Origin of the sequence: Dermacoccus sp. NHGro5, from assembly GCF_017565385.1 — a bacterium.
Classification (GTDB): Bacteria; Actinomycetota; Actinomycetes; order Actinomycetales; family Dermatophilaceae; genus Dermacoccus; species Dermacoccus nishinomiyaensis.
Genome location: NZ_JAGEKQ010000028.1, coordinates 1 through 18966, shown reverse-complemented (window position 1 = coordinate 18966; position 18966 = coordinate 1). Strand labels below are relative to the sequence as shown.

Here is an 18966-nt window from a genome sequence, read left to right as displayed (position 1 = left end):
CAACAAACTCAGGGCGCTTCAAACCTTCATCTGAACCACTTCCGGACTTCACCACCGGCGAAGGGCTCCGTGTCCTGCTGGAGCAGCTCACCGCCGAGCATCTCTGGCGCACACACCCCGCCGCCCGCGCGTTGATGCAGTATGCGCAGGAGAAGTACCTTCCGCTCGCACGGTCCTGGCACCGCGACCCCGCCGATGCCGCGTACGAGGCGTTCATGGCGATGCGGACGCCGGCGATCCGCCGTGCCGCGGACCCGTGGGCGGCGATCACCCGCGCTGTGGAGCTCGGCATCGCGGCCGAGGTGCACGCCGAACGTCTGCTCACCTCGACGGACAAGGCCCGCAGGCCCGATCAGCGTCCCGACGAGTACCCGATGCGGGCCGGCCACTACGAGACATTCTTCTACCATGTGCTCGCCGCCGCGAGCCCGCCGGCCTCACCGACCGTCGCCGTGGAACGGGTAGTGCGGTCCGCGTCGGTGTTCCTGGTGAGCACAGGCTGGCATCCCCGCACCATCGAGACCGCGGTGGAATATATCTGCCACCGGCTGACGACTCTGGCGAGCACCCAATCCGGGATCGACGTGCTCCGCAAAGACGACGCGATGCGGCAACGGCTCGGGTTCTCCGCTCGCGATTGGAGCGGGCTGTTGCGTTTGCTGCTCGGGCCGCGGTCGAAGAAGGAAGCCACCGGTGCCGATCCGGCACGTCTGGGGATCTTTGCGCGGCTGCTGCTCGGTGACCGTACCGAGGATCTTCTTGCTGATCATCAGCTTGCCGCTGTTTCCCGCAAGTTCACGAGAGGGGCGGCCGCATGAACGCGAGGGTGCCCGCAGATGGGCAGCCGGTGGCGCAGTTCCCGATCGACGACATCGTCCTGGGTCGCTCCTTCCGGCGTGAGCTGGGTGATCTGAGCGATCTGACCGCGTCGATCCAAACCCTCGGGCTGCTGTGCCCGATCGTGATCACCTCCGACGGGGTCCTCATCTCCGGCAGGCGCCGCCTGGAAGCGATGCGGCAGCTCGGGCATGCGACCGTCCCGGTGTGGATCGCATCTGAGGTGTCCGACAAGCTGCGCACGCTGCTGGCGATCCAGGACGACAATCTGCTCCACAAGCATTTCACCACGACGGAGAAGGCGGCCCTGTACGCGGAGTACAAGACGCTCCTGGCCGAGGAGAACGCCCGCCGTCAGGCCGCGACTCGGTTCGGCGCCGCCGCCCTCCCGGGCTCGGACGACGGCGAGGCCGACGACAGCGACCCGGAGGAGAAGGAAGTGATGATCGTCGCGACCTATCAGGGTAGCGACAGCGGCCGTTGGGATTCACAACCACCGGCGAAGCGGAAGTCCCGCGTGCAGGCCGCGACCGCGGTGACCGGCCGGGACTCCTCCCAACAGCTCGAGCAGGTCCTCGCGCTGGAACGGCTGGCAACCAACGAGGACGAAGACGAACGAGTCCGGCGGGCAGCCGCCGAAGCGGTCGTGGAGATCAACGGCGACGCGAAGGTCCACGGCCGCTACCACGAGGTCATCGCCCTGCGCGGGGTGTGCTGGCTGGAGAAGACCGCGGTGAACGAGTCCGCGACTGCCGCCGTCCGGGAAGCCGCCGACGACGAGCTCCGCGCGGTGCGGCAGATCGACCGACCGGTGGAACGATCCCGGGCGGTCGCCGCTGCCATCGCCCGTGTCCGCAAGCTCGCCCTCACGCCAACTTCCACTGCGGCAACCGAGGAGGACGGCGAATCGGGTGCGGAGGATGAGGGGATGTCCGCGGACGGGGTCCGGGGCCGCTACCACGCCCGCCGGCTGGTCGACATCCTCGCGAAAGCGGAGGGGTGGTGGGAGATCAACGACGCCACGCTCGTCGGCCAGTACGCCACCGACGAGCAGTGGGAGGCGATCACCAGCCACCGTAAACAGGCGACCGCGTTCCTCGACACCGCCGCCGATGCACGCCGCACCACCACCAGGACGGGCCTGGTGCCGTGAGATGACCGGCCGGGTGGGGTCAGACGCCCGCACCTACATGGCACACACCGTTGACGGATCTGCTGTGAAAGGACGCCCCCTGCCATGTCGACCGATTTCGCCGATGCGGCCCCGCGCAAGCGGGGCCGCGCCCTGTTGATCGCCGGTATCTCCGGAACGATCATCCTTCTCGTCCTGGTCGGCCTGGGCGTGTACGGACTGATCGCCCGCCCGCACGAGAACACGCCTGCCCCGGCCCCGACCGCCTCCGAACAGCGGCCACCGGCTTCGACGCCCTCCGGACCATCTGACCTGATGCCGCTGCCGCGCACGAACGACCCGATCCGGTACGCACGCGCCGTCGCCGTATCCCTCTTCACGTGGGACACGGCATCCGGGCTCGGGCCCGCCGACTACGGGCAGGTCGTGCTCTCCGACGCCGATCCCACCGGAACCGAGACCCCCGGTCTTGCCTCCGACATCGCCGGCTACTTCCCGGCGTCCGACGCCTGGCGGCAGCTCACCGGGCACGCCACTACCCAGCACCTCACCATCGAGACTGCGGTCGTGCCCGACGCCTGGGCCGACGCGGTCGCGCAGGACCGGTCGGGCACGATCGTGGACGGGATGATCGCGGTCACCATCGACGCCACCCGGTATCGCACCGGCACAGTCTCCGGGCAGGAAGCAACCAGTGAACACCCGGTGTCGTTCACCGTGTTCCTCGCATGTGAGCCCACGTTCGACGACTGTCACACGTTGCGGCTGTCCGAGCTCGACAACCCGCTGCGCTGACCCCCGGGGGCTGTCGTGCTGAAGAAGATCCTCGTCGTGCTGGCGATCCTCGCCCTGTGCGTAGGACCGGCGACCGCGCTCGTCGGCGTCGGGGTGCTGATGAACCCCGCCGCGAACGCGAGCTGCGGCCCCGGGTCGTCGCTGACCGTGGGGCCGATCCCGGACGAGCTGGAAGTGACCACGCGGGACGGTGAGACGTTCACGCTGAACAAGAAGCAACTCACGCACGCCGCGACCATCATCACCGTCGGCGGGCAGACCGACGGCGTCGATGTCCGCGGGGTCACGATCGCGCTCATGGCCGCTCTCACCGAGTCGGTGCTACGGCAACTGTCGAACACCGGCGTTTACCCCGAATCCGGGGACTACCCGAACGACGGCAACGGCAGCGACAACGATTCCCTCGGGTTGTTCCAGATGCGACCGCAGGCCGGGTGGGGCACCGTCGCCGAGCTGATGGACACCACCTACCAGGCCCGCGCGTTCTACGGCGGTCCGTCGGGGCCGAACTTCCCCTCCCCACGGGGGATGCTCGACATCCCCGGCTGGCAGAGCATGGACATGGGCGAGGTCGCCCAGGCGGTCGAGGTCAGCGCGTTCCCGGAGCGATATCAGAACTACCAGCCCGTCGCCGAAGCGATCCTCGCCGCCCTCACCGTGCCGGCACCCTCCGGCACCGGCGGGGGCACCGGGTCGGTACCGGAAACCAGCCGCATCCTGTTCCCGCTGCCCGAGGGGACGTGGACGAAGACCAGCGACTGGGGGTATCGGTCCGACCCGTTCACCGGCGAGACCACCTACCACGCAGGCACCGACTATGCCGCCGCCGACGGCACCCCGATCTACGCGGCCGCTGACGGGCGGGTCGTGTGGTCGGAGTTCAACGGCGGCTACGGCGGCCTCATCATCATCGAGCACACCGTGCAAGGCGAAGCCGTCCGCTCCGTGTACGCGCATATGTGGGAACACGGCATCCACGTCCGAGAAGGACAGACCGTCACCGCCGGCACTCACATCGGCGATGTCGGCTCCTCCGGCCGCTCCACCGGCGCGCACCTGCACTTCGAGATCCGGCCTGGCTCCACCGGCACCGAATCGATCGACGCCGACCAGTGGCTTATCGACCACGGCGCCGCCGAACCGGACGGCACCAGCACCCCCGGCCCCGGCTGCGCACCCGCCGGCACTACTACGCCAGCGGCAGAGTTCACCGGCGACGGCACCGAGATGGTCGATGACCCGACCGGCACCAGCGGGCAGATCACCGCCCGCACCGCGCACATGGTCGTCCAGACCCGCAACGCGTTCGCCGACACCGGGTGGGCGTGCTACTCACCACGACCAGGGACACGGTCGGATCATCCTCTCGGGCGGGCGTGCGATGTCACCGTCGGCAATCAGATCGGCCACTACCCAACCAGCGAGCAGGTCGCCTACGGGTGGCAGGTCACCGAATGGCTTCAAGCCAACGCCGAGCCCCTCGGGATCTCCTACCTCATCTGGCAAGGCACGATCTGGTCGCCCGCGCAGGCGGACGAGGGGTGGCGGCACTATACCGGCGGCGGCATGCACGACCCCGGCGACGTCACCGGCGGCCACTTCGACCACATCCACATCTCCGTGAAAGACGGGTGAGCATTCATGCCGCATCCCCACGTCCCGACGAAGCCCGTGCTGTCCGGGAGTGTGTTCCCCGATTTCGGAGCCGTCGGCGGATCGAACGAGCTCGAGAGCATCATCGGTGCGCTGCTGACCGTCGTGTTGATCCTCGCCGTCCTCATGCTCATCGTGTGCGCGATCATGTGGGCGATCGGCTCCGCGAACGGCCACCACCAGGTCGCCACGAAAGCCCGCATCGGCGTGTGGACGGCGCTCGGTGCTGCCGCCCTTGCCGGGGCCGGGGTCGCATGGATGAACTGGCTCATCACGATCGGCGGGCAGCTCTAACCCGGGTCGGGAGGCGAGAGCTCAGGGGCGGGGCGGTGGAGGAGACGAGGCTCCACCGCCCCGCTTTCTGCCGTGCGGGGTCCGGTGTGCGCACCTGTGCGATACCCGGCCGGCGCCTGGCCGGGTATCCGCCTGGTTCATGAAGGAGCACCCGTGTCCGCCGTTCTCGATCTCACCACCACCGTCTTGCCCCACGTGGCCGCTCTGGCCCCGATGGAGGTCGACATCGACCCCAACAGTTCGGGGCTGCCCGGCATCGCGCAGCTGCGCACCATCGTCGGCGCCGTGATGACGATCGGCCTGATCCTCAGCGTCCTGGCGTTGATCATCTCGGCGATCATCTGGGGTTTCGGCGCGAACAGCAGCAACCCGCATCTGGCCGGGCGGGGAAAGATCGGCGTCCTCGTCTCCTGCGGTGCCGCGATCATCTGCGGCGCGTCGGTGACGCTCATCAACTTCTTCTGGAACGTCGGCCAGGCGGTCTGAACGGCCTCCTCCACCACCGCCCCGCCCCGGAAGGAGGCCCGTCATGGCACTGTGCGACGTCCCGGTCATCTCGAACGTGTGCGATGCCGTCGGAGAAGGGGCCGCGACGCTCGTCGCGGCCCCGTTCGACTGGCTCGCCCAAGCAATGGGACAAGCTGCCGCCTGGTTGTTCGAGGGCGTCTGGTACGTCTTCGACACCACCACCCTCGTCGACGTCCAGTCCCCGGAATATGTCGGCGTCTACAACATCCTCTTCGGCGTCGCCGTGCTGATCATGCTCGTCTTCTTCTGCCTGCAGCTGATCACCGGCCTCATCCGTCGCGACCCGACCGCCCTCTCTCGGGCGGCGCTCGGACTGGGCAAGAGCGTGCTCGGGTCGTTCCTCATCATCACGCTCACCGCGACGCTGCTGGAGATCACCGACCAGTTGACCATCGGCATCATCCAAGCCACCGGGAACTCGATGGAAGCGATGGGCGACAAGATCGCCCTGCTCGCCGCGGGGCTCACTGCGATCAACCTCACCGCCCCCGGTGTCGGGGCGATCATCACCATCTTCTTCGCCGGGCTCGCGATCACCGCAGCGGCGATCGTGTGGTTCTCGCTCCTGATCCGCAAAGCACTGCTGCTCGTCGCGATCGTGCTCGGTCCGATCGCGATCAGCGGCGCGAGCTGGGATGTCACCCGCGGCTGGTTCGGGAAATGGGTGTCGTTCGTGATCGCCTTGATCCTGTCCAAGCTCGTCCTCGTCGTGGTGTTCCTCGTCGCGATCACCCAGGTGTCCCAGCCGATCGACTTCGATCTGGCATCCATCGCCGACCCCATCGCTGGGATAGTGCTCATGTTCGTCGCCGCGTTCGCGCCCTACATGGTCTATAAGTTCATCTCGTTCATCGGGTTCGACATGTATCACGCGATGAGTGCGGAGCAAGAGGCCAAGCAGTCGATGAACCGGCCCGTGCCATCCCCGTCTAAGCCCGCCGGCGACGGCCCGCAGAAAGTCCTCGACGGGAAAGGCCAAGGCGACGGGCCACCGCCCGGCAACAGTGGTGGGGGCGGTGGTACGCCGCCCCCGGACGGCGGGAGCGGGGCGACGGCTGCCGGTACCGGCGGAGCCGGAGGCGGTGCTGCGGCTGGTGGCGGCGCCGCTGGCGGTGCGGCTGGTGGTGCAGCGGGTGGCGGCGGGGCTGCTGCAGGTGGCGGTACTGCTGCAGGAGGTGCGGCCGCGGCCGGACCCGCCGCGGTCGCAGTCATCGCGGCGGCGGCCGTCAAGGAAGCCGCCACGGCCGGCCCGAAGCTCGGCGGCGCGATCGGCGGTGCCGCAGAGACCCAGGCAGCTGCCGCTGGCCAGGACAGCGCCCCGCCCCCTTCCGGGAACGCGGCACCGCCCTCGGATCCATCGGCGCCGCAGGCACCGCCATCGAGCCCGCCGCCCGCATCGTCTGGTCCGTCGTCGACGCCGCCACCGAAGGACCCGCCGCCGCCGAATAGGGCGCCCGAGGGGAAGGACTGACCCGTGACGAAACACCAGAGCACGAAAGACGACTACCCGCTCACACCGGTGAAGTTCTCCCGCCTCACCAGGCGGGGACTGATCCTGGGCCTGTCGCTGTCCCAGGTGATCGCGCTCGCGATCGCCGGGCTGGCGTTCATCGGGTCGCTGTACGCCGGCGGCGGGATGATCCTCGCCTACACGGCTCCGATCTGGGTGACCTGCCTGGCGATCACCTGGGTCCCGATCGCGGGCCGGAAGGCGGTCGAGTGGCTGCCGGTCGGGGCGCATTGGCTGTGGCGGGTCAGCGTGACGCAGACGATCTACCGGATGCGGGTCGTCAAGCCGCGTCCAGCCGGCACCCTCGCCCTCCCAGGCGATATGGCATCGCTGCGTCAATACGAAGACCCCGTCACCGGGGCGGTCATGGTGCACCATCCTCACGCGGCGACACTGACCGCGCTGCTCGAGGTCACCCACCCTGCGTTCGTGCTGCTGGACCCGGGCGAGCAGGAACGCCGGGTCTCCGGGTGGGGTCGTGTGCTGGCGACCTGCTGCCGCTCCGGACGCATCGCCCGTCTCCAGATCCTCGAACGCACGCTCCCGGATTCCGGGACGGGTCTTGCGCAGTGGTGGGCGGAGCACGGCAACCCGGGGGACGAGTCATGGACGTCGCGCACCTACGCGGAGCTGATCAATCGCGCAGGCCCGGCCGGTGAACGGCACGCGACGACGATCTCCCTCGCTCTGGATATGAAGACCGCCGCCCGCCCGATCCGCACCGCCGGCGGCGGGATGAAGGGCGCCGCGGCGGTGCTGCGGCAGGAGATGAGCACTCTCACCGCGGCGTTGCATTCCGCGGACCTGAAGGCTACGGATTGGCTCACCCCGGGGCAGCTCGCGGTGATCCTGCGCTCCGCCTACGATCCTGCGATCGCGGCGACGCTGGAGCGCTCCGGGAACCTCGGACAGGACCTCGCCACCGCAGGTCCCGTGGCCGTGGAGGAGACGTGGGAGGGGCTGCGCTCGGACAGCGCGCACCATGCGGTGCTGTGGGTGAGCGAGTGGCCGCGGTCACTGGTGTATCCGGGGTTCCTGTCCCCGGTGCTCCTGGCATCCGGGGTGCGGCGGTCGTTCTCACTGCTGTGCACTCCGATCCGGTCCGATCAGGCCGCCCGCGACATCCGCAAGAAGAAGGTCGAATACATCTCGGACGCCGCGCAACGCCAGAAGATCGGGCAGGTCGAGGACGCCCAGCAGACCGCCGAGTACCAGGACGTGCTGCAGCAGGAAGCCGACCTCACCAGCGGGCACGGCATCCTCCGATACACCGGGCTGATCGCCGTCAGCGCCCCGAATCCGGACGAGCTGGAGGCGGCGGTGTCGAAGATCGAGCAGGCCGCCATCCAAGCGTCCTGCGAAACGCGGCGGCTGGTCGGTCAGCAAGCCCAAGCGTTCACCGCGGCTGCGCTGCCCCTGGCGCGCACCGTCTGACTCCTGGGGCGCCGGTCCCGTACCTCCTTCCTGCGTCCGCCCGCCCGGGCGGGCGCAGGAAGGAGTCGTGCTGTGAGCACCCCGAAACGTCGCGTGTACTCGACGGTGCTGATCGGGCCGGAGTCCGAGCACCGCAAGCAGCGCCGAGCCCGGCGCAAGGCCGCCGCCGCAGTCCACGCGAAGGACATCACTGCCCGCAAAGTCGAAGCCCGTGCGCGACGCGATGCTGAACAGGCCGAGCGCCGCGCCACGACCTATCTGCCTGCCTCGGGCGAGCCCGGGCACGCGGCGTTGCGCACCCATCGGGGGCTGCGTTTGCCCTCCCATCAGGACACCAGCGCCGCTCTCGCTGGGGCGTACCCGTTCCTCGCTGAAGGTGGCCTCGGGCCCGAAGGCGTTTTCGTCGGACAGGACATGTACTCCGGCGGGTCGTTCGTGTACGACCCGTGGGAGCTGTACAAGCGCGGTGTCATCACCGCGCCGAACATCGTTCTGGCCGGCATCGTCGGCTCGGGGAAGTCGTCGCTGGCGAAGTCGCTGTACACGCGGTCGATTCCGTTCGGGCGTCGCGTCTACGTCCCCGGAGACCCGAAAGGTGAGCACACGCCAGTCGCCCAAGCTGTCGGAGGCAAGGCGATCGTCCTCGGTCATGGTCTGAGGAACCGGCTGAACCCGCTCGACGAAGGTCACCGCCCGTCAGGTGTGACGGACATCGAATGGACTACGCAGGTCGCCTCCCGCCGCCGGGAACTCATCGGGGCGCTGGCCGAGACCGTCCTCGAGCGGTCGCTGTCACCGCTTGAGCACACGTCGATCGATGTCGCCCTCTCCGCGGTCGTCGCCAGCAACGACGTCCCGATCCTCCCGATGGTCGTCGACCGCATCCTCACCCCGGACCGTGCTGGTGACGTCGACCAGCGGCTCGCCGAAGACGGACGGCTCGTCGGTCACGCACTGAGGCGCCTGGTCGCCGGAGATCTGCAGGGGCTGTTCGATGGTCCCTCTACGGTCGTGTTCGACCCGTCCCTGCCGATGATTTCGCTGGATCTGTCCCGGGTGGCGGAGAACTCCACCCTCATCTCGGTACTGATGACGTGCTCGTCGGCGTGGATGGAATCGGCCCTTCTGGACCCCGAAGGCGGGCAGCGGTGGGTGATTTACGACGAAGCGTGGCGTCTCATGTCGCATCCCGCTCTGCTCAAGCGGATGGACGCGCAGTGGAGGTTGGCGAGGCATTACGGAATCGCGAACATGTTGATCTTCCACAAGCTGACCGACCTCGACAACGTCGGCGACAGCGGGTCCGCAATGCGCGCCCTCGCCTCGTCGCTGCTGGCAAACGCGGAGACGCGGATCATCTACCGGCAGGAAGCCGACCAGCTCGGCACCACCGCGACCACGCTCGGCCTCACCGGCACCGAACAGTCCCTTCTCCCGGGCCTGGGCACGGGGCAGGGACTGTGGCGGATCAAGGAACGATCCTTCGTCGTGCAACACCAGCTGCACCCGGACGAGCTGTCGACGTTCGATACGACCACGCGGATGATCGGGCGGCAAAAATGAGCGAACATGCACCCTCACGCCGATCCCGACGCAACCGTGCGACGACGGGCGACGCCGAGGGGGATCTCGTGGTGCCGATCGTACTCCCACACCTCGTCGTCCGGGTAGACGCGAACGATCAGATCAGCGTCACCCTCGACGGCGCACGCGTCACCGGGGAGCCGATCGGCAGGCACGCCCTCGGTGGGCTGATCGAAGAGGTCCTGCGCCGCAGGAAAGCACCGCTTCGGGTGGAGATCATCGAACACGACGGCACCACCTACACCGACGTCCTCACCCCGCCCGCACCGATAGCCGCACCCGCCGCCGCACCGGAGACCGAAGCATCAGCGCGTAGGGGCGAGATGCCGGTGCTGTATGAGGCGACCGGAGACGGATACGTGCCTGGAGAGGACGTCGCCCTCGCTGTCGTCATCCGGCATTCCTCTGCCGACGGGCACGGGCATGTGCGGCACCTGATCGAGGAACGCGAGCTCGCAACGGGCGGCGAGGTGCTGCTGTTCGGCCGCATCTCCGGCACCGCTCACGTCGTCGGGGACCTGGGATGAACCCGCATCAGCCCTCCCAGGTGCTCGCGAACCTGGGCCTTGCGGCCCTGGCGGGATTCGCCGTCCTGGCCGGGCTACTCCGCGCCGCCGGAAGTGCCGCCGCATTCCTCACCGGCCTTCCGCAACCCGCTGGCGGGCCCTCCACGGGGCTCGGCGTGCTGCTCACCCCGGCGGCCCCGGGAGAGGCGATCGGCGCGCCGGGCCTGAGCCCGGTCGTGTACTGGCTGGTCCTCGCCATCGCACTCGCGATCCTCGGGGTCATCGCGTGGTGGGCGTGGCGGGTCATCGCGCGCGGGAAGGAGACCCGTGCGCAGGACCCGCGCCTGCTCCAAGGCATCGCCACTGCACGCGATGTCGCCAAGGCCGCAGGGACGAAAGCCCTCACGAAACGGGCAGGCACGTTCCGGCCCTCGCTGGAGGACCCGGCCCCTGAGGACGTCGGATACCTCCTCGGTCGGTCGAAAGGGCAGGAGGTGTGGGCGACCGTGGAGGACTCCATCTTGCTGATCGGGCCGCCCCGGTCGGGCAAAGGGTTGCACGTCGTGATCAACGCGATCCTCGACGCCCCCGGCGCCGTCATCACGACCTCCACCCGGCCCGACAACCTCACCGCGACGCTGAAGGCCCGACAGCGTGTAGGGCCGGTCGCGGTGTTCGATCCGCAGCATCTCGCTGAAGGACTCCCCACGGGTATGAAGTGGTCCCCAGTCCGCGGATGCGAGGACCCCCTGACAGCGATGATCCGCGCCACCGGGCTCGCCACGGCCACGAACTTCGGCTCCGTGTCCGGCGGTGACTTCTGGCAGGGAAAGACCGCTGCCGCGATCCAAGGGCTCCTCCACGCCGCTGCGCTGGACGGGCGAGACGCCGCCACCTTGTACCAGTGGGCGCTGAACCCAGCCGCCGCCGCGGACGCGGTGCGCGTCCTGCAGTCCAACCCGCACGCAGCGCAAGGCTGGGCGGACTCTCTGGATGCGATGCTGCAATCAGACCCCAAGACGCGCGATTCGATCTGGCAAGGCGTCTCCCTCGCGTTCAGCGCGTTAGCCGACCCGCGAGTGCTGGCGGCGGTGACACCGGGGCCGCGAGACCGGTTCGACCCGGAGACGTTCATCCGGGACCGCGGCACCCTCTACCTGCTCGCCACCGGTGCGGGGGCCGGGGCGTCCTCGGCGCTGGTGGCCGCGTTCATCGAAGACCTCGTGGAGACTGCCCGGAAGATCGCCGCCACCTCACCAGGCACCCGGCTGGACCCGCCGATGCTCCTCGCCCTCGACGAGATCGGCAACCTCGCCCCGCTGCCGTCACTGCCGACGCTGATGGCCGAAGGCGGTGGCACGGGGATCACCACCCTGCCGGTGCTGCAGTCCCTCGCCCAGGCGCGGGAGAAGTGGGGGGAGAACAACGCCAACGCGCTGTGGGACGCATCGATCGTGAAAGTCATCCTCGGCGGCGCATCGAACTCGCGGGACTTGCAGGACCTGTCGGCGCTGATCGGGGAAAGGGACGAGATCACCGATTCCGTCACCATCGGGGAGCAAGGACACCGCTCCGCGCAACGCTCGATCCGCCGGGTGGCGATCATGCCTCCGGACGTGATCCGCACGCTGCCGTTCGGGATCGGGGTCGTGATGCTCCGAACCGCCCGCCCCATCATCACGGACCTGCGCGCCTGGCCTGCCCGCAAGGACGCCACGCAGCTGAAGACGGATCGGAAGGAGATCGAGGCGCTCCTGCACACGTCCTGAAGCCGGTTCTGTCCGTCGTCTGGGGTCTGACCCGCGCACCTGTCTGGTGCCTCCCACTCAACCGCGGGGGCACCAGACAGCTCATTGTTATCAGGAAGGACCTCAGCTCTCATGGCTATCAAGACGTCGCAGGCGATCAACGGCTTCATCTCCGCCGATCCCCGCCTCACCTTCTCCGAATCCGGGCAGGCACGCTTCTACGCCCGCGTCGGCATCAACCACTACGAGCCCCAGCAGGACGGATCCTTCCGCAAGCTCGACCCGACCTACCACGACCTGATCCAGTTCGGGAAGTCCGCCGAGATGTCCGCGGACAGGTACGTCAAGGGCGACGACATCGTCGCACAGGGTTACACCCGCGAGTACACGCGCGACGTCAACGGCGAAGAGCGAACCGACGAGCAGTTCGTCGCCAAGCGCATCGCCCCCGACCCAAACATCACCGACTTCACGATCGACCGCCGCCCTGCTGCCGAACGCCAGGCCGAGCGCGAAGCCGACCGCGACGTCACACGCGAGGCCGAGCGTGAGGAGCCCGACCGAGCAGCCCAACTCGGCTCGCCCACCCCCACGACCACGCGGGAGGCCGAAGCGCCCGCGATGGAAGCCGTCGCTCGATAACCCCCACCGGAGGACAGTGACGTGGCCGATAACGACCCGACCCAGAATCCCGAACTGGGCGACCCGGACGTGGACTTCGAGCCCGAGTCCGACGAACCAGACATCGAGGAACTCGACGAAGACGAGGGCGACGAGCTCGACGAGGGCGAGAGACGGGACGGCAGCCAGGCGGGCACGGGCGGGAGCGATGATCTCCCGCCCGTGCCTCGCCCGATCAACTGGCGCACCCTGTCCTCGGACGACGCTGAGCACGAATGGCTCGACCTCAACGAATGGGTCAACTGGCTGCGACACGAGTTCGCGCTGCCCGCACAGATCGTGCCACCGATGTGGCACCGCCACCGTGAACTCGTGTGGGAGCTGTCCGCGCTCTACACCCGGTGGCTGGGCTGCTACGACCCCGAACAAGACGCCGCCGGCCCCATCTCATTCATGACCGACTTCGCCGCCGCCCGGACCCGGCTACGCGAATGGGTGCAGATCGCCGGCACACGCCTCGACCGCGACCGCCCCTCCCGGCAAACCGTCTGGCCCGGCGAAGACCCCATCCCGGCAGGTGAGGAGACCCCCATCACAGACCGCGACGAGGACTTCGTGGACTTCGTCGTCGAAGACGTCACCCGGCGCGCGGAAGCGGAAGCTGCGTTCCTGCGGGACGAGCCGTTGCCGGTCTGAGTTGACGGTGAACCGCAACAAGTGGGGCGGGCCTCTTCGGGCCCGCCCCACTCTTGGTCTTGCGCTTACTTCGCTGAAGGGATCTCGATGAGCAGCTTCTCGCGGAGTTCGTCCGGGTCGACGCGGATCAGCCGGCCGACCCGGTAGCCGTGCACGGTGCCATCCGAGATCCGGCGGCGCAGCGTCTTGATCGACACTCCGTAGGTGTCGGCGGCGACGGCCAGCGAGATCAGCTTGAGCGCTGGGGACTGTGAACGATCGTGAACGGCCATGGTGGTGCCTCCCTTGTTGATGAAATCTTTCTCCTGATAGGTGTCCATGACTGTCCCACGGCGACTCTCATGCCGTCCTGGCCGCGTTGATCCGCTCCTGAACGCGATCGCTCATACGGTCCGCGAGCTCACGATCGCGGGCCATCGTGGCGTGCTGGTAGCGGAGGACGACACGGATATCGGCGTGGCCGCCACGGCGCATCAGCTCTGCGAGTGTTGCGCCCTCCTGGGCGAAGATCGTCAGCCCCGTGTGACGGAGATCGTGGAACCGGAATCGCGGCCGGAGGTCAGCGACACCATCTCGAGCATCCGCCCACACGTATCCCCATCGGGTGTTCGACAGCGGGACGCTGCCACGGATGTTGGTGGGGATCAGTGGCGCTTTGGCCTCGGCCGCGACGTTGTCCCGCAGATGATCTTTGAGGCGGTCGATCATGAGCTTCGGGATGCTGAGCGTCCGCCTACCGGCGTCGCTCTTGAGCCTCTCCGAGTAGTCGCCGGTGTTCGCGTTCAGTTGCCGACGCACATGCAAGGTCGCGGTGCCGTCGTCGTGCCACTCGATGTCCCTGCGCTGCAAGCCCAGGCACTCCCCCCGCCGCAGCTGGCACCACGCCGCGAAGAGCACCATGATCGCCCAGTGCCCCGGTGTTGCCTCATACAAAGCCTCGACCTGCTCGGGACTCGCGACGTCTTCGTCCTCGTCGTGATCGGCGTCGTGCCGCACGGGCTCCTGCTTCGGAATGGAGATGTTCGGCGCAGCGGGGATAACTCCTTCTCGAGCTGCCTGGCGGAGGATCATCATGAGGACGATCAGCACCGGTCGCGTGATGCCGTTGAACTTCGATCTCGGATTCAGTGGCGAGGGAATCGCGTCGAGACGATCGGTCATCTGCCGGATACGGGCCTCGTCGATCTGCCGGATCGGGGTGTCTTCGAACTCTGGGATGAGGTACCCGTCGACCTTGCTCTTGTAAGAGCGGACGGTGGCGATTGCACGTTTCCTGCCACTGCGGTTCGGCTCCGCGCGGATGAACGCCACCCAGCGTTCCGCGTACTCGGAGAAGCCGATGGACCGTGCTTTCTCTGCCTCCGCTGTGGCACGGCGTCGAGCGGCGATCACCGAGGGCGGCTCCCACTGCTGACGGGCAATCGTCGTGTGAACACCGGCGAGCCACGCGCGGGCATCGGTCTTCGTCAGGAACGTCAGCGGCTTGTCGTCCTCCGTCCGGGCGGTGTACATCTCGCCGTCGGGTGCGGGGTAGCGAGCCTGCCACCGGCCAGAGGGGAGCTTACGAAGGCTCCCCCAGCTCTCACGCCTGACTGCTGCTGGTTCCCGGGTCTTCGTCGCGCTCATCGTGTCCTCCGCTGGTCTCGAGCGGACTCACGCGAACCGTCGTGCCACTGCGTGCCACTAGAGGTCATGCCCTCCCAAAAGTGGCTTTCTATCAGGGTTTTCTCGCGGGCTACGAGGCGCCCTATGGCACGCTGTGGCACGAGGTCGGTGGCACGCCGGGACCGAATTTCGGTCGGCGGACCACCCCGCTCTCTTCTGGAAGGTGCGGGCGTGCCACCCGCGTGCCATACCCAACGACTACTGACGTTCATATCCGTCCTCCTCTGTTCTTCGGAAGGAGGCACGAAAAGAGGCCCGGATCTGCAGAAACCTGCAGATCCGGGCCTCCCGGTCGACTCTTGTCAGAGTCTGTCTAGAACGTGGTCTTCAGAACTTTCAGAACTCCCGGTTGTGGTGTCAGGCGGGGAGTTTGGAGCCCAGGACGTCCAATTTCTCGATCGTCGGCTCGCTGAACAGCTTGCCGGTCTGCTCGCCGAGAGCGGCAGCGACTGCACCGGACAGGTGCGCGTCGCGGCCGGCGTCATCCGGGAACACGTCGAAGATCCCGAATGAGGACGGGCCGAGACGGATCGCGAACCACGCGATGGTGGCCGGTTCCTCCTCGACGAGCCCTCGCCCAATGCCGAGAAATTCCTGGACCTCGTCTTCCTTGCCTGGCAGGGCCTCCAGCCTGACAAGCAGACCCTTCGTCACGCTCATGACGTCACCTCTTCCTGGGTCGAATTGCTCGCAAATTTCGCCACGACCGTATCGCAGAACGCAGGCAGGTCTTCGGGTGATCGGCTGGTGATCAGGTTCCCGTCGACCACGACATCCTGGTCAATGACCTCCGCACCGGCGTTGCGCAGATCCGTGCGGATGCTCGGGAAGGACGTCAAGGTGCGACCTCCGACCACGCCAGCCTCGATCAACGTCCATGGCCCGTGACAGATCGCCGCCACGGGCTTGCCACTCTCGACGAAGTCGCGGACGAAGGAAACGGCGTCCTTGTCGACCCGGAGCTGGTCGGGGTTCACCGTGCCGCCGGGAAGCAGCAGGGCGTCGTAATCGCCCGCCGAGGCGTCGGTGACCAACCCGTCGACGGTGAACGTGCCCGCTTCATCCAGGTCGTTCTTACGGGCCTTGATCTCGCCGTCGTGGATCGAGAGGACCTCGGTCTGAGCGCCGGCCCGATCCAGTGCTTCGCGGGGTTGCTCGAGCTCAACGCGTTCTACTCCGTCGGCGGCGAGGATCGCGACCCTCTTGCCCTGAAGATCTGCTGCCATCTCAGTTTTCCTTCTTTCCGTTTGACATGCCGGGCTTGATGAGAGCCTTGGTCCAACCCTTGGACCTGGCGTCGAAGTTCCTGTAGGCATCGGCGGCTTGGTCCAGCGAGATTTCCTGAGAGACGATCCAGGAAGGGGTTGCCTTGCCGGCCGCGAAGGAGGTCGGCCCCTCGTACACCACTGCTTTCATGTCTATTCCGATCCGACTGTGTCGCTCGATGTCTTTCTGGCAAGGCCTCTCCGACGCCGACTCCATAGACAGCGAACGCCCCCCCGGACCTACGTGTCAAGGGGCTCGCCTCGAGTAGTGCGTCGTGGGTAGCGGAACGATGCGCCGACTTTTTCGGCGATCACGAGGCGGCTCCGCCGTAGACGATCGGGACGACGGTCGGCCGGTGCACGGCCGCCGCCCTCGGCGCTCGAAATGTGTCGGTAGGCCATTCCGAGAAGCCGCATGTCCCAGAGTGCGCATCCGAGAGGATTCCCTGCCGGCTGCGCCACCCTCTCGTCATGTATGTCGACTCTCAGCTCATGAGTGCGCGCAGCCCGGGTGCCATGCTTGAGCACGACCGCCGACCTCGCCCGAAAGGCCCGTCGTGCGCCCGATCGTCATCACCGAGTTCATCAGCCTCGACGGCATCGTCGAAGCCCCCGGCGGGGGCAACCACGAGCACGCGGGCTGGACGTTCGAGGACGTCGAGTTCGACCCCGCCGCCTACGAGATCAAGGGCCGCGAACAACAGGACGCCGCAGCGCTCCTGCTCGGCCGCGTCGACCGTTACACCCTCCTCACGTTCCCCGTCATCCTCGGCGGCGGCAAGCGGCTGTTCGCCGATGACGGCATCAAGACGCGCCTGACGCTCGTGGAGAGCCAGCAGTTCGCCAACGGCATCAACCTCGCGGTGTTCGACGTGGCACGCCGACCCCTCTTCCGCCCACCGGCCCGGCGGCGCATACCTGACGATGGGCGCACCCCCCACCGCCCGCCATCGTCGTCTGCGGCCGTCGCCCGCCAGCTTTCCCCGGCAGCTCTTCGAACCGAGGCGGCACGCCCGCGTCATACCGAAAAACAGCCCCCTGTCCGCCCCCACTTAACGGCCCTAAGGGAAAAAATGACCCAAAGGGTGAAGCTGTTCATCCGAAAGGCGCGCTACCTTTACGTGAGCTACGACACAGGAGGTGGTCAGCATGGCGTCATTCACACCAGGCGTCGATCGGTGGTTGCGTCACGTGGGCGCGTCCATCATCGCGGCGGGCGCCCTCTTCAGCACCCCCTTCGTCCTGTGGGCTCTCGCGTACAAGACGTACATCTACGCCGAAACCGGGCACTGGTACGCCTGGGGCGCGCCGACTCAGATCGGCGTGTGCAACCGGATCATCTCCTACGCGCTCGTCGTGCTCAGCGTCATCGGCATCACCTTCCTCGGCGCCGGGCACGTCATGGCTCTTGTGCGCCAACGGAGCGCCGCAGCCCCCCGGGGCCACTCGCCGATCATCGGCGCCACACGCCGCTGACGGCGTCGCTCACAGCCGCACCGCTTCTCTCGCGTCGCCGCCGACCGCGTCAGGATGACGCCCTGCGCCGATGACTCAGGCATGACGCGTCGCGCGAGTCACGAATGACGCACGCCGTCGCCGTCCAGCACGACGGCGTAGCCCTCGCGATACGTCGGGAAGTCGAACGCGAACCCCGTGCGCCGCAGTCGCGAGTTGTCGAGTCGACGGCTCGCACTCCACTCCCCGCGCCACGACGGGTCGGCGTTGGCATCCAGGCGTTCGGCCAGGTACGTGGCAACCTCACCCGCCGACGCGGGCGCGTCATCGGTGACGAGATACAGCGCGTCGGGCTGCGCCGTCATCGTCAGCAGGTGCGTGATCGCGCGCGCCAGATCGTCACGATGCACGCGATGCGTCGTCCGTGACGGATCGCCGACGTCGCCCTCGCTCACCCGGTTGACGAACCATTCGCGACCCGGCCCGTAGATGCCGCTCGGGCGCACGACGATGCCCCGCGTCGACGCGGGAAGCGCTGCGAGAAAAAGCTGTTCGGCCTCGGCGAGCACACGGGCCGTCGGCGTCTGCGGAGCGGGCGGCGTGTTCTCGTCGACGAGACCGCCGGACGCGCAGACCGCCGTCGACGACACGAACAGGGCCCGCTCGGGCGCCCAACCCAGCGCGGCGATCGCCGCGAGCGCAGTACCCGTGGCCTCGACGAACGTCGCCCGATAGGCCTCCTCGTCGCGCGCGTCGGGCGTGAGGCAGACGACAACGCGTTGCGGCCCACGCGCCCAGCCGCCGCGCTTCGTCAACGGTTCGAGCGCCGCGCGCACCGCGTCGACGCCCGCGCCGAGGTCGCAGGAGACGCCCGTCAGCGGCTCGGACACGCGATCAGCGTGACGCCGCAGCGCGACGACGTCATCGCCCGCGCGCGCCAGGTCGAACCCGATCTGCGTGCCCAGATCGCCGGCGCCGAACAAGAGAGAAGTAGCCATGCCCCCATCCTGCCCGTCTCGGCCCCGACGATCTGCGTGCAAGTGCACCCGGGTGCATCGGGACGCAGATGGGGTGGCCCAACTCAAACACCTCCTGCGCCCAAATGCACCCGGGTGCATTTGGGCGCAGGAGGGGAGGGGCTATCCCCAGCCCGTCGCGACGGCCATGACGGCCGACGCGCCCAGCCGCGCGGCCTGCGTCACCGGCCATCGCCGAAGCTGCCAGCGGCCCAGGCCTCCGTCGG

General features: G+C 67.9%; 20 protein-coding genes and 1 pseudogene. 15 read left to right on the top strand and 6 right to left on the bottom strand.

All coding sequences use genetic code 11. The features are described 5' to 3' along the window. The 13 genes from J4Z35_RS11700 to J4Z35_RS11640 form a co-directional block, all read left to right on the top strand. Window positions 1–818 (top strand): hypothetical protein (locus J4Z35_RS11700; RefSeq protein WP_208065580.1); only part of this gene is annotated, 818 nt, incomplete at its 5' end. Between the two features lie 29 nt (window positions 819–847). Then, on the top strand, window positions 848–1990 hold the full coding sequence (locus tag J4Z35_RS11695; protein ID WP_160126274.1) for a ParB N-terminal domain-containing protein: 1143 nt from the start codon (window positions 848–850) through the stop codon (window positions 1988–1990). 84 nt (window positions 1991–2074) lie between these two features. Then, complete coding sequence (locus tag J4Z35_RS11690) at window positions 2075–2764, top strand: hypothetical protein (protein WP_074041167.1); 690 nt, start codon at window positions 2075–2077, stop codon at window positions 2762–2764. Window positions 2765–2779: 15 nt separating this feature from the next. Continuing rightward, window positions 2780–4399 carry a M23 family metallopeptidase gene (locus tag J4Z35_RS11685; RefSeq protein WP_235006255.1) on the top strand — a complete coding sequence of 540 codons (1620 nt, stop codon included), beginning with the start codon at window positions 2780–2782 and terminating at the stop codon, window positions 4397–4399. Between the two features lie 6 nt (window positions 4400–4405). After that, window positions 4406–4711: a DUF6112 family protein gene (locus J4Z35_RS11680; protein ID WP_074041166.1), complete on the top strand. Its 306-nt coding sequence runs from the start codon at window positions 4406–4408 to the stop codon at window positions 4709–4711. A 213-nt stretch (window positions 4712–4924) separates the two neighbouring features. Continuing rightward, window positions 4925–5197, top strand: a complete 273-nt coding sequence (locus J4Z35_RS11675) for a DUF6112 family protein (RefSeq protein ID WP_074041176.1) — start codon at window positions 4925–4927, stop codon at window positions 5195–5197. A gap of 43 nt (window positions 5198–5240) precedes the next feature. Further along, window positions 5241–6710: a conjugal transfer protein TrbL gene (locus J4Z35_RS11670; RefSeq protein ID WP_074041165.1), complete on the top strand. Its 1470-nt coding sequence runs from the start codon at window positions 5241–5243 to the stop codon at window positions 6708–6710. Window positions 6711–6713: 3 nt separating this feature from the next. Next, on the top strand, window positions 6714–8183 hold the full coding sequence (locus tag J4Z35_RS11665; protein WP_074041164.1) for an SCO6880 family protein: 1470 nt from the start codon (window positions 6714–6716) through the stop codon (window positions 8181–8183). 72 nt (window positions 8184–8255) lie between these two features. Then, on the top strand, window positions 8256–9746 hold the full coding sequence (locus J4Z35_RS11660) for an ATP-binding protein (RefSeq protein ID WP_074041163.1): 1491 nt from the start codon (window positions 8256–8258) through the stop codon (window positions 9744–9746). A 71-nt stretch (window positions 9747–9817) separates the two neighbouring features. Next, window positions 9818–10294, top strand: a complete 477-nt coding sequence (locus J4Z35_RS11655; protein ID WP_144589340.1) for a hypothetical protein — start codon at window positions 9818–9820, stop codon at window positions 10292–10294. After that, a complete protein-coding gene (locus J4Z35_RS11650; protein ID WP_074041162.1) occupies window positions 10291–12042 on the top strand; it encodes a TraM recognition domain-containing protein in 1752 nt (583 codons plus the stop codon). Before J4Z35_RS11655 ends, J4Z35_RS11650 begins: the two co-directional genes overlap by 4 nt. Before the next feature lie 111 nt (window positions 12043–12153). Then, on the top strand, window positions 12154–12663 hold the full coding sequence (locus J4Z35_RS11645) for a single-stranded DNA-binding protein (RefSeq protein WP_074041161.1): 510 nt from the start codon (window positions 12154–12156) through the stop codon (window positions 12661–12663). 21 nt (window positions 12664–12684) lie between these two features. Further along, a complete protein-coding gene (locus J4Z35_RS11640) occupies window positions 12685–13338 on the top strand; it encodes a hypothetical protein (protein WP_235006256.1) in 654 nt (217 codons plus the stop codon). A gap of 65 nt (window positions 13339–13403) precedes the next feature. On the opposite strand, the gene J4Z35_RS11635 is transcribed toward J4Z35_RS11640, so the two are convergent. The 5 genes from J4Z35_RS11635 to J4Z35_RS11615 all read right to left on the bottom strand — a co-directional run bounded on the left by J4Z35_RS11635 (window position 13404) and on the right by J4Z35_RS11615 (window position 16419). After that, window positions 13404–13658: a helix-turn-helix domain-containing protein gene (locus J4Z35_RS11635; protein ID WP_235006257.1), complete on the bottom strand. Its 255-nt coding sequence runs from the start codon at window positions 13656–13658 to the stop codon at window positions 13404–13406. Window positions 13659–13677: 19 nt separating this feature from the next. Continuing rightward, window positions 13678–14964 (bottom strand): site-specific integrase, encoded by a 1287-nt coding sequence (locus tag J4Z35_RS11630; protein WP_074041160.1) that lies wholly within the window; start codon window positions 14962–14964, stop codon window positions 13678–13680. Window positions 14965–15360: 396 nt separating this feature from the next. Then, window positions 15361–15663: an antibiotic biosynthesis monooxygenase gene (locus J4Z35_RS11625; protein WP_006945020.1), complete on the bottom strand. Its 303-nt coding sequence runs from the start codon at window positions 15661–15663 to the stop codon at window positions 15361–15363. Further along, complete coding sequence (locus J4Z35_RS11620; protein ID WP_074041159.1) at window positions 15660–16229, bottom strand: type 1 glutamine amidotransferase domain-containing protein; 570 nt, start codon at window positions 16227–16229, stop codon at window positions 15660–15662. The genes J4Z35_RS11625 and J4Z35_RS11620 overlap by 4 nt, the downstream gene beginning before the upstream one ends. A gap of 1 nt (window position 16230) precedes the next feature. Further along, window positions 16231–16419 (bottom strand): hypothetical protein, encoded by a 189-nt coding sequence (locus tag J4Z35_RS11615; protein WP_131941911.1) that lies wholly within the window; start codon window positions 16417–16419, stop codon window positions 16231–16233. A gap of 406 nt (window positions 16420–16825) precedes the next feature. Here J4Z35_RS11615 and J4Z35_RS14870 point away from each other — a divergent pair. Both J4Z35_RS14870 and J4Z35_RS14565 read left to right on the top strand, forming a co-directional pair. Further along, a pseudogene (locus J4Z35_RS14870) lies at window positions 16826–17062 on the top strand (hypothetical protein); the annotation flags it as partial. A gap of 355 nt (window positions 17063–17417) precedes the next feature. After that, window positions 17418–17744, top strand: a complete 327-nt coding sequence (locus J4Z35_RS14565) for a hypothetical protein (protein ID WP_243755048.1) — start codon at window positions 17418–17420, stop codon at window positions 17742–17744. A 98-nt stretch (window positions 17745–17842) separates the two neighbouring features. On the opposite strand, the gene J4Z35_RS11605 is transcribed toward J4Z35_RS14565, so the two are convergent. Beyond that, entirely contained in the window at window positions 17843–18721 is an 879-nt protein-coding gene (locus J4Z35_RS11605) for an NAD-dependent epimerase/dehydratase family protein (RefSeq protein WP_074041156.1), read from the bottom strand. Between the last annotated feature and the right edge of the window lie 245 nt (window positions 18722–18966).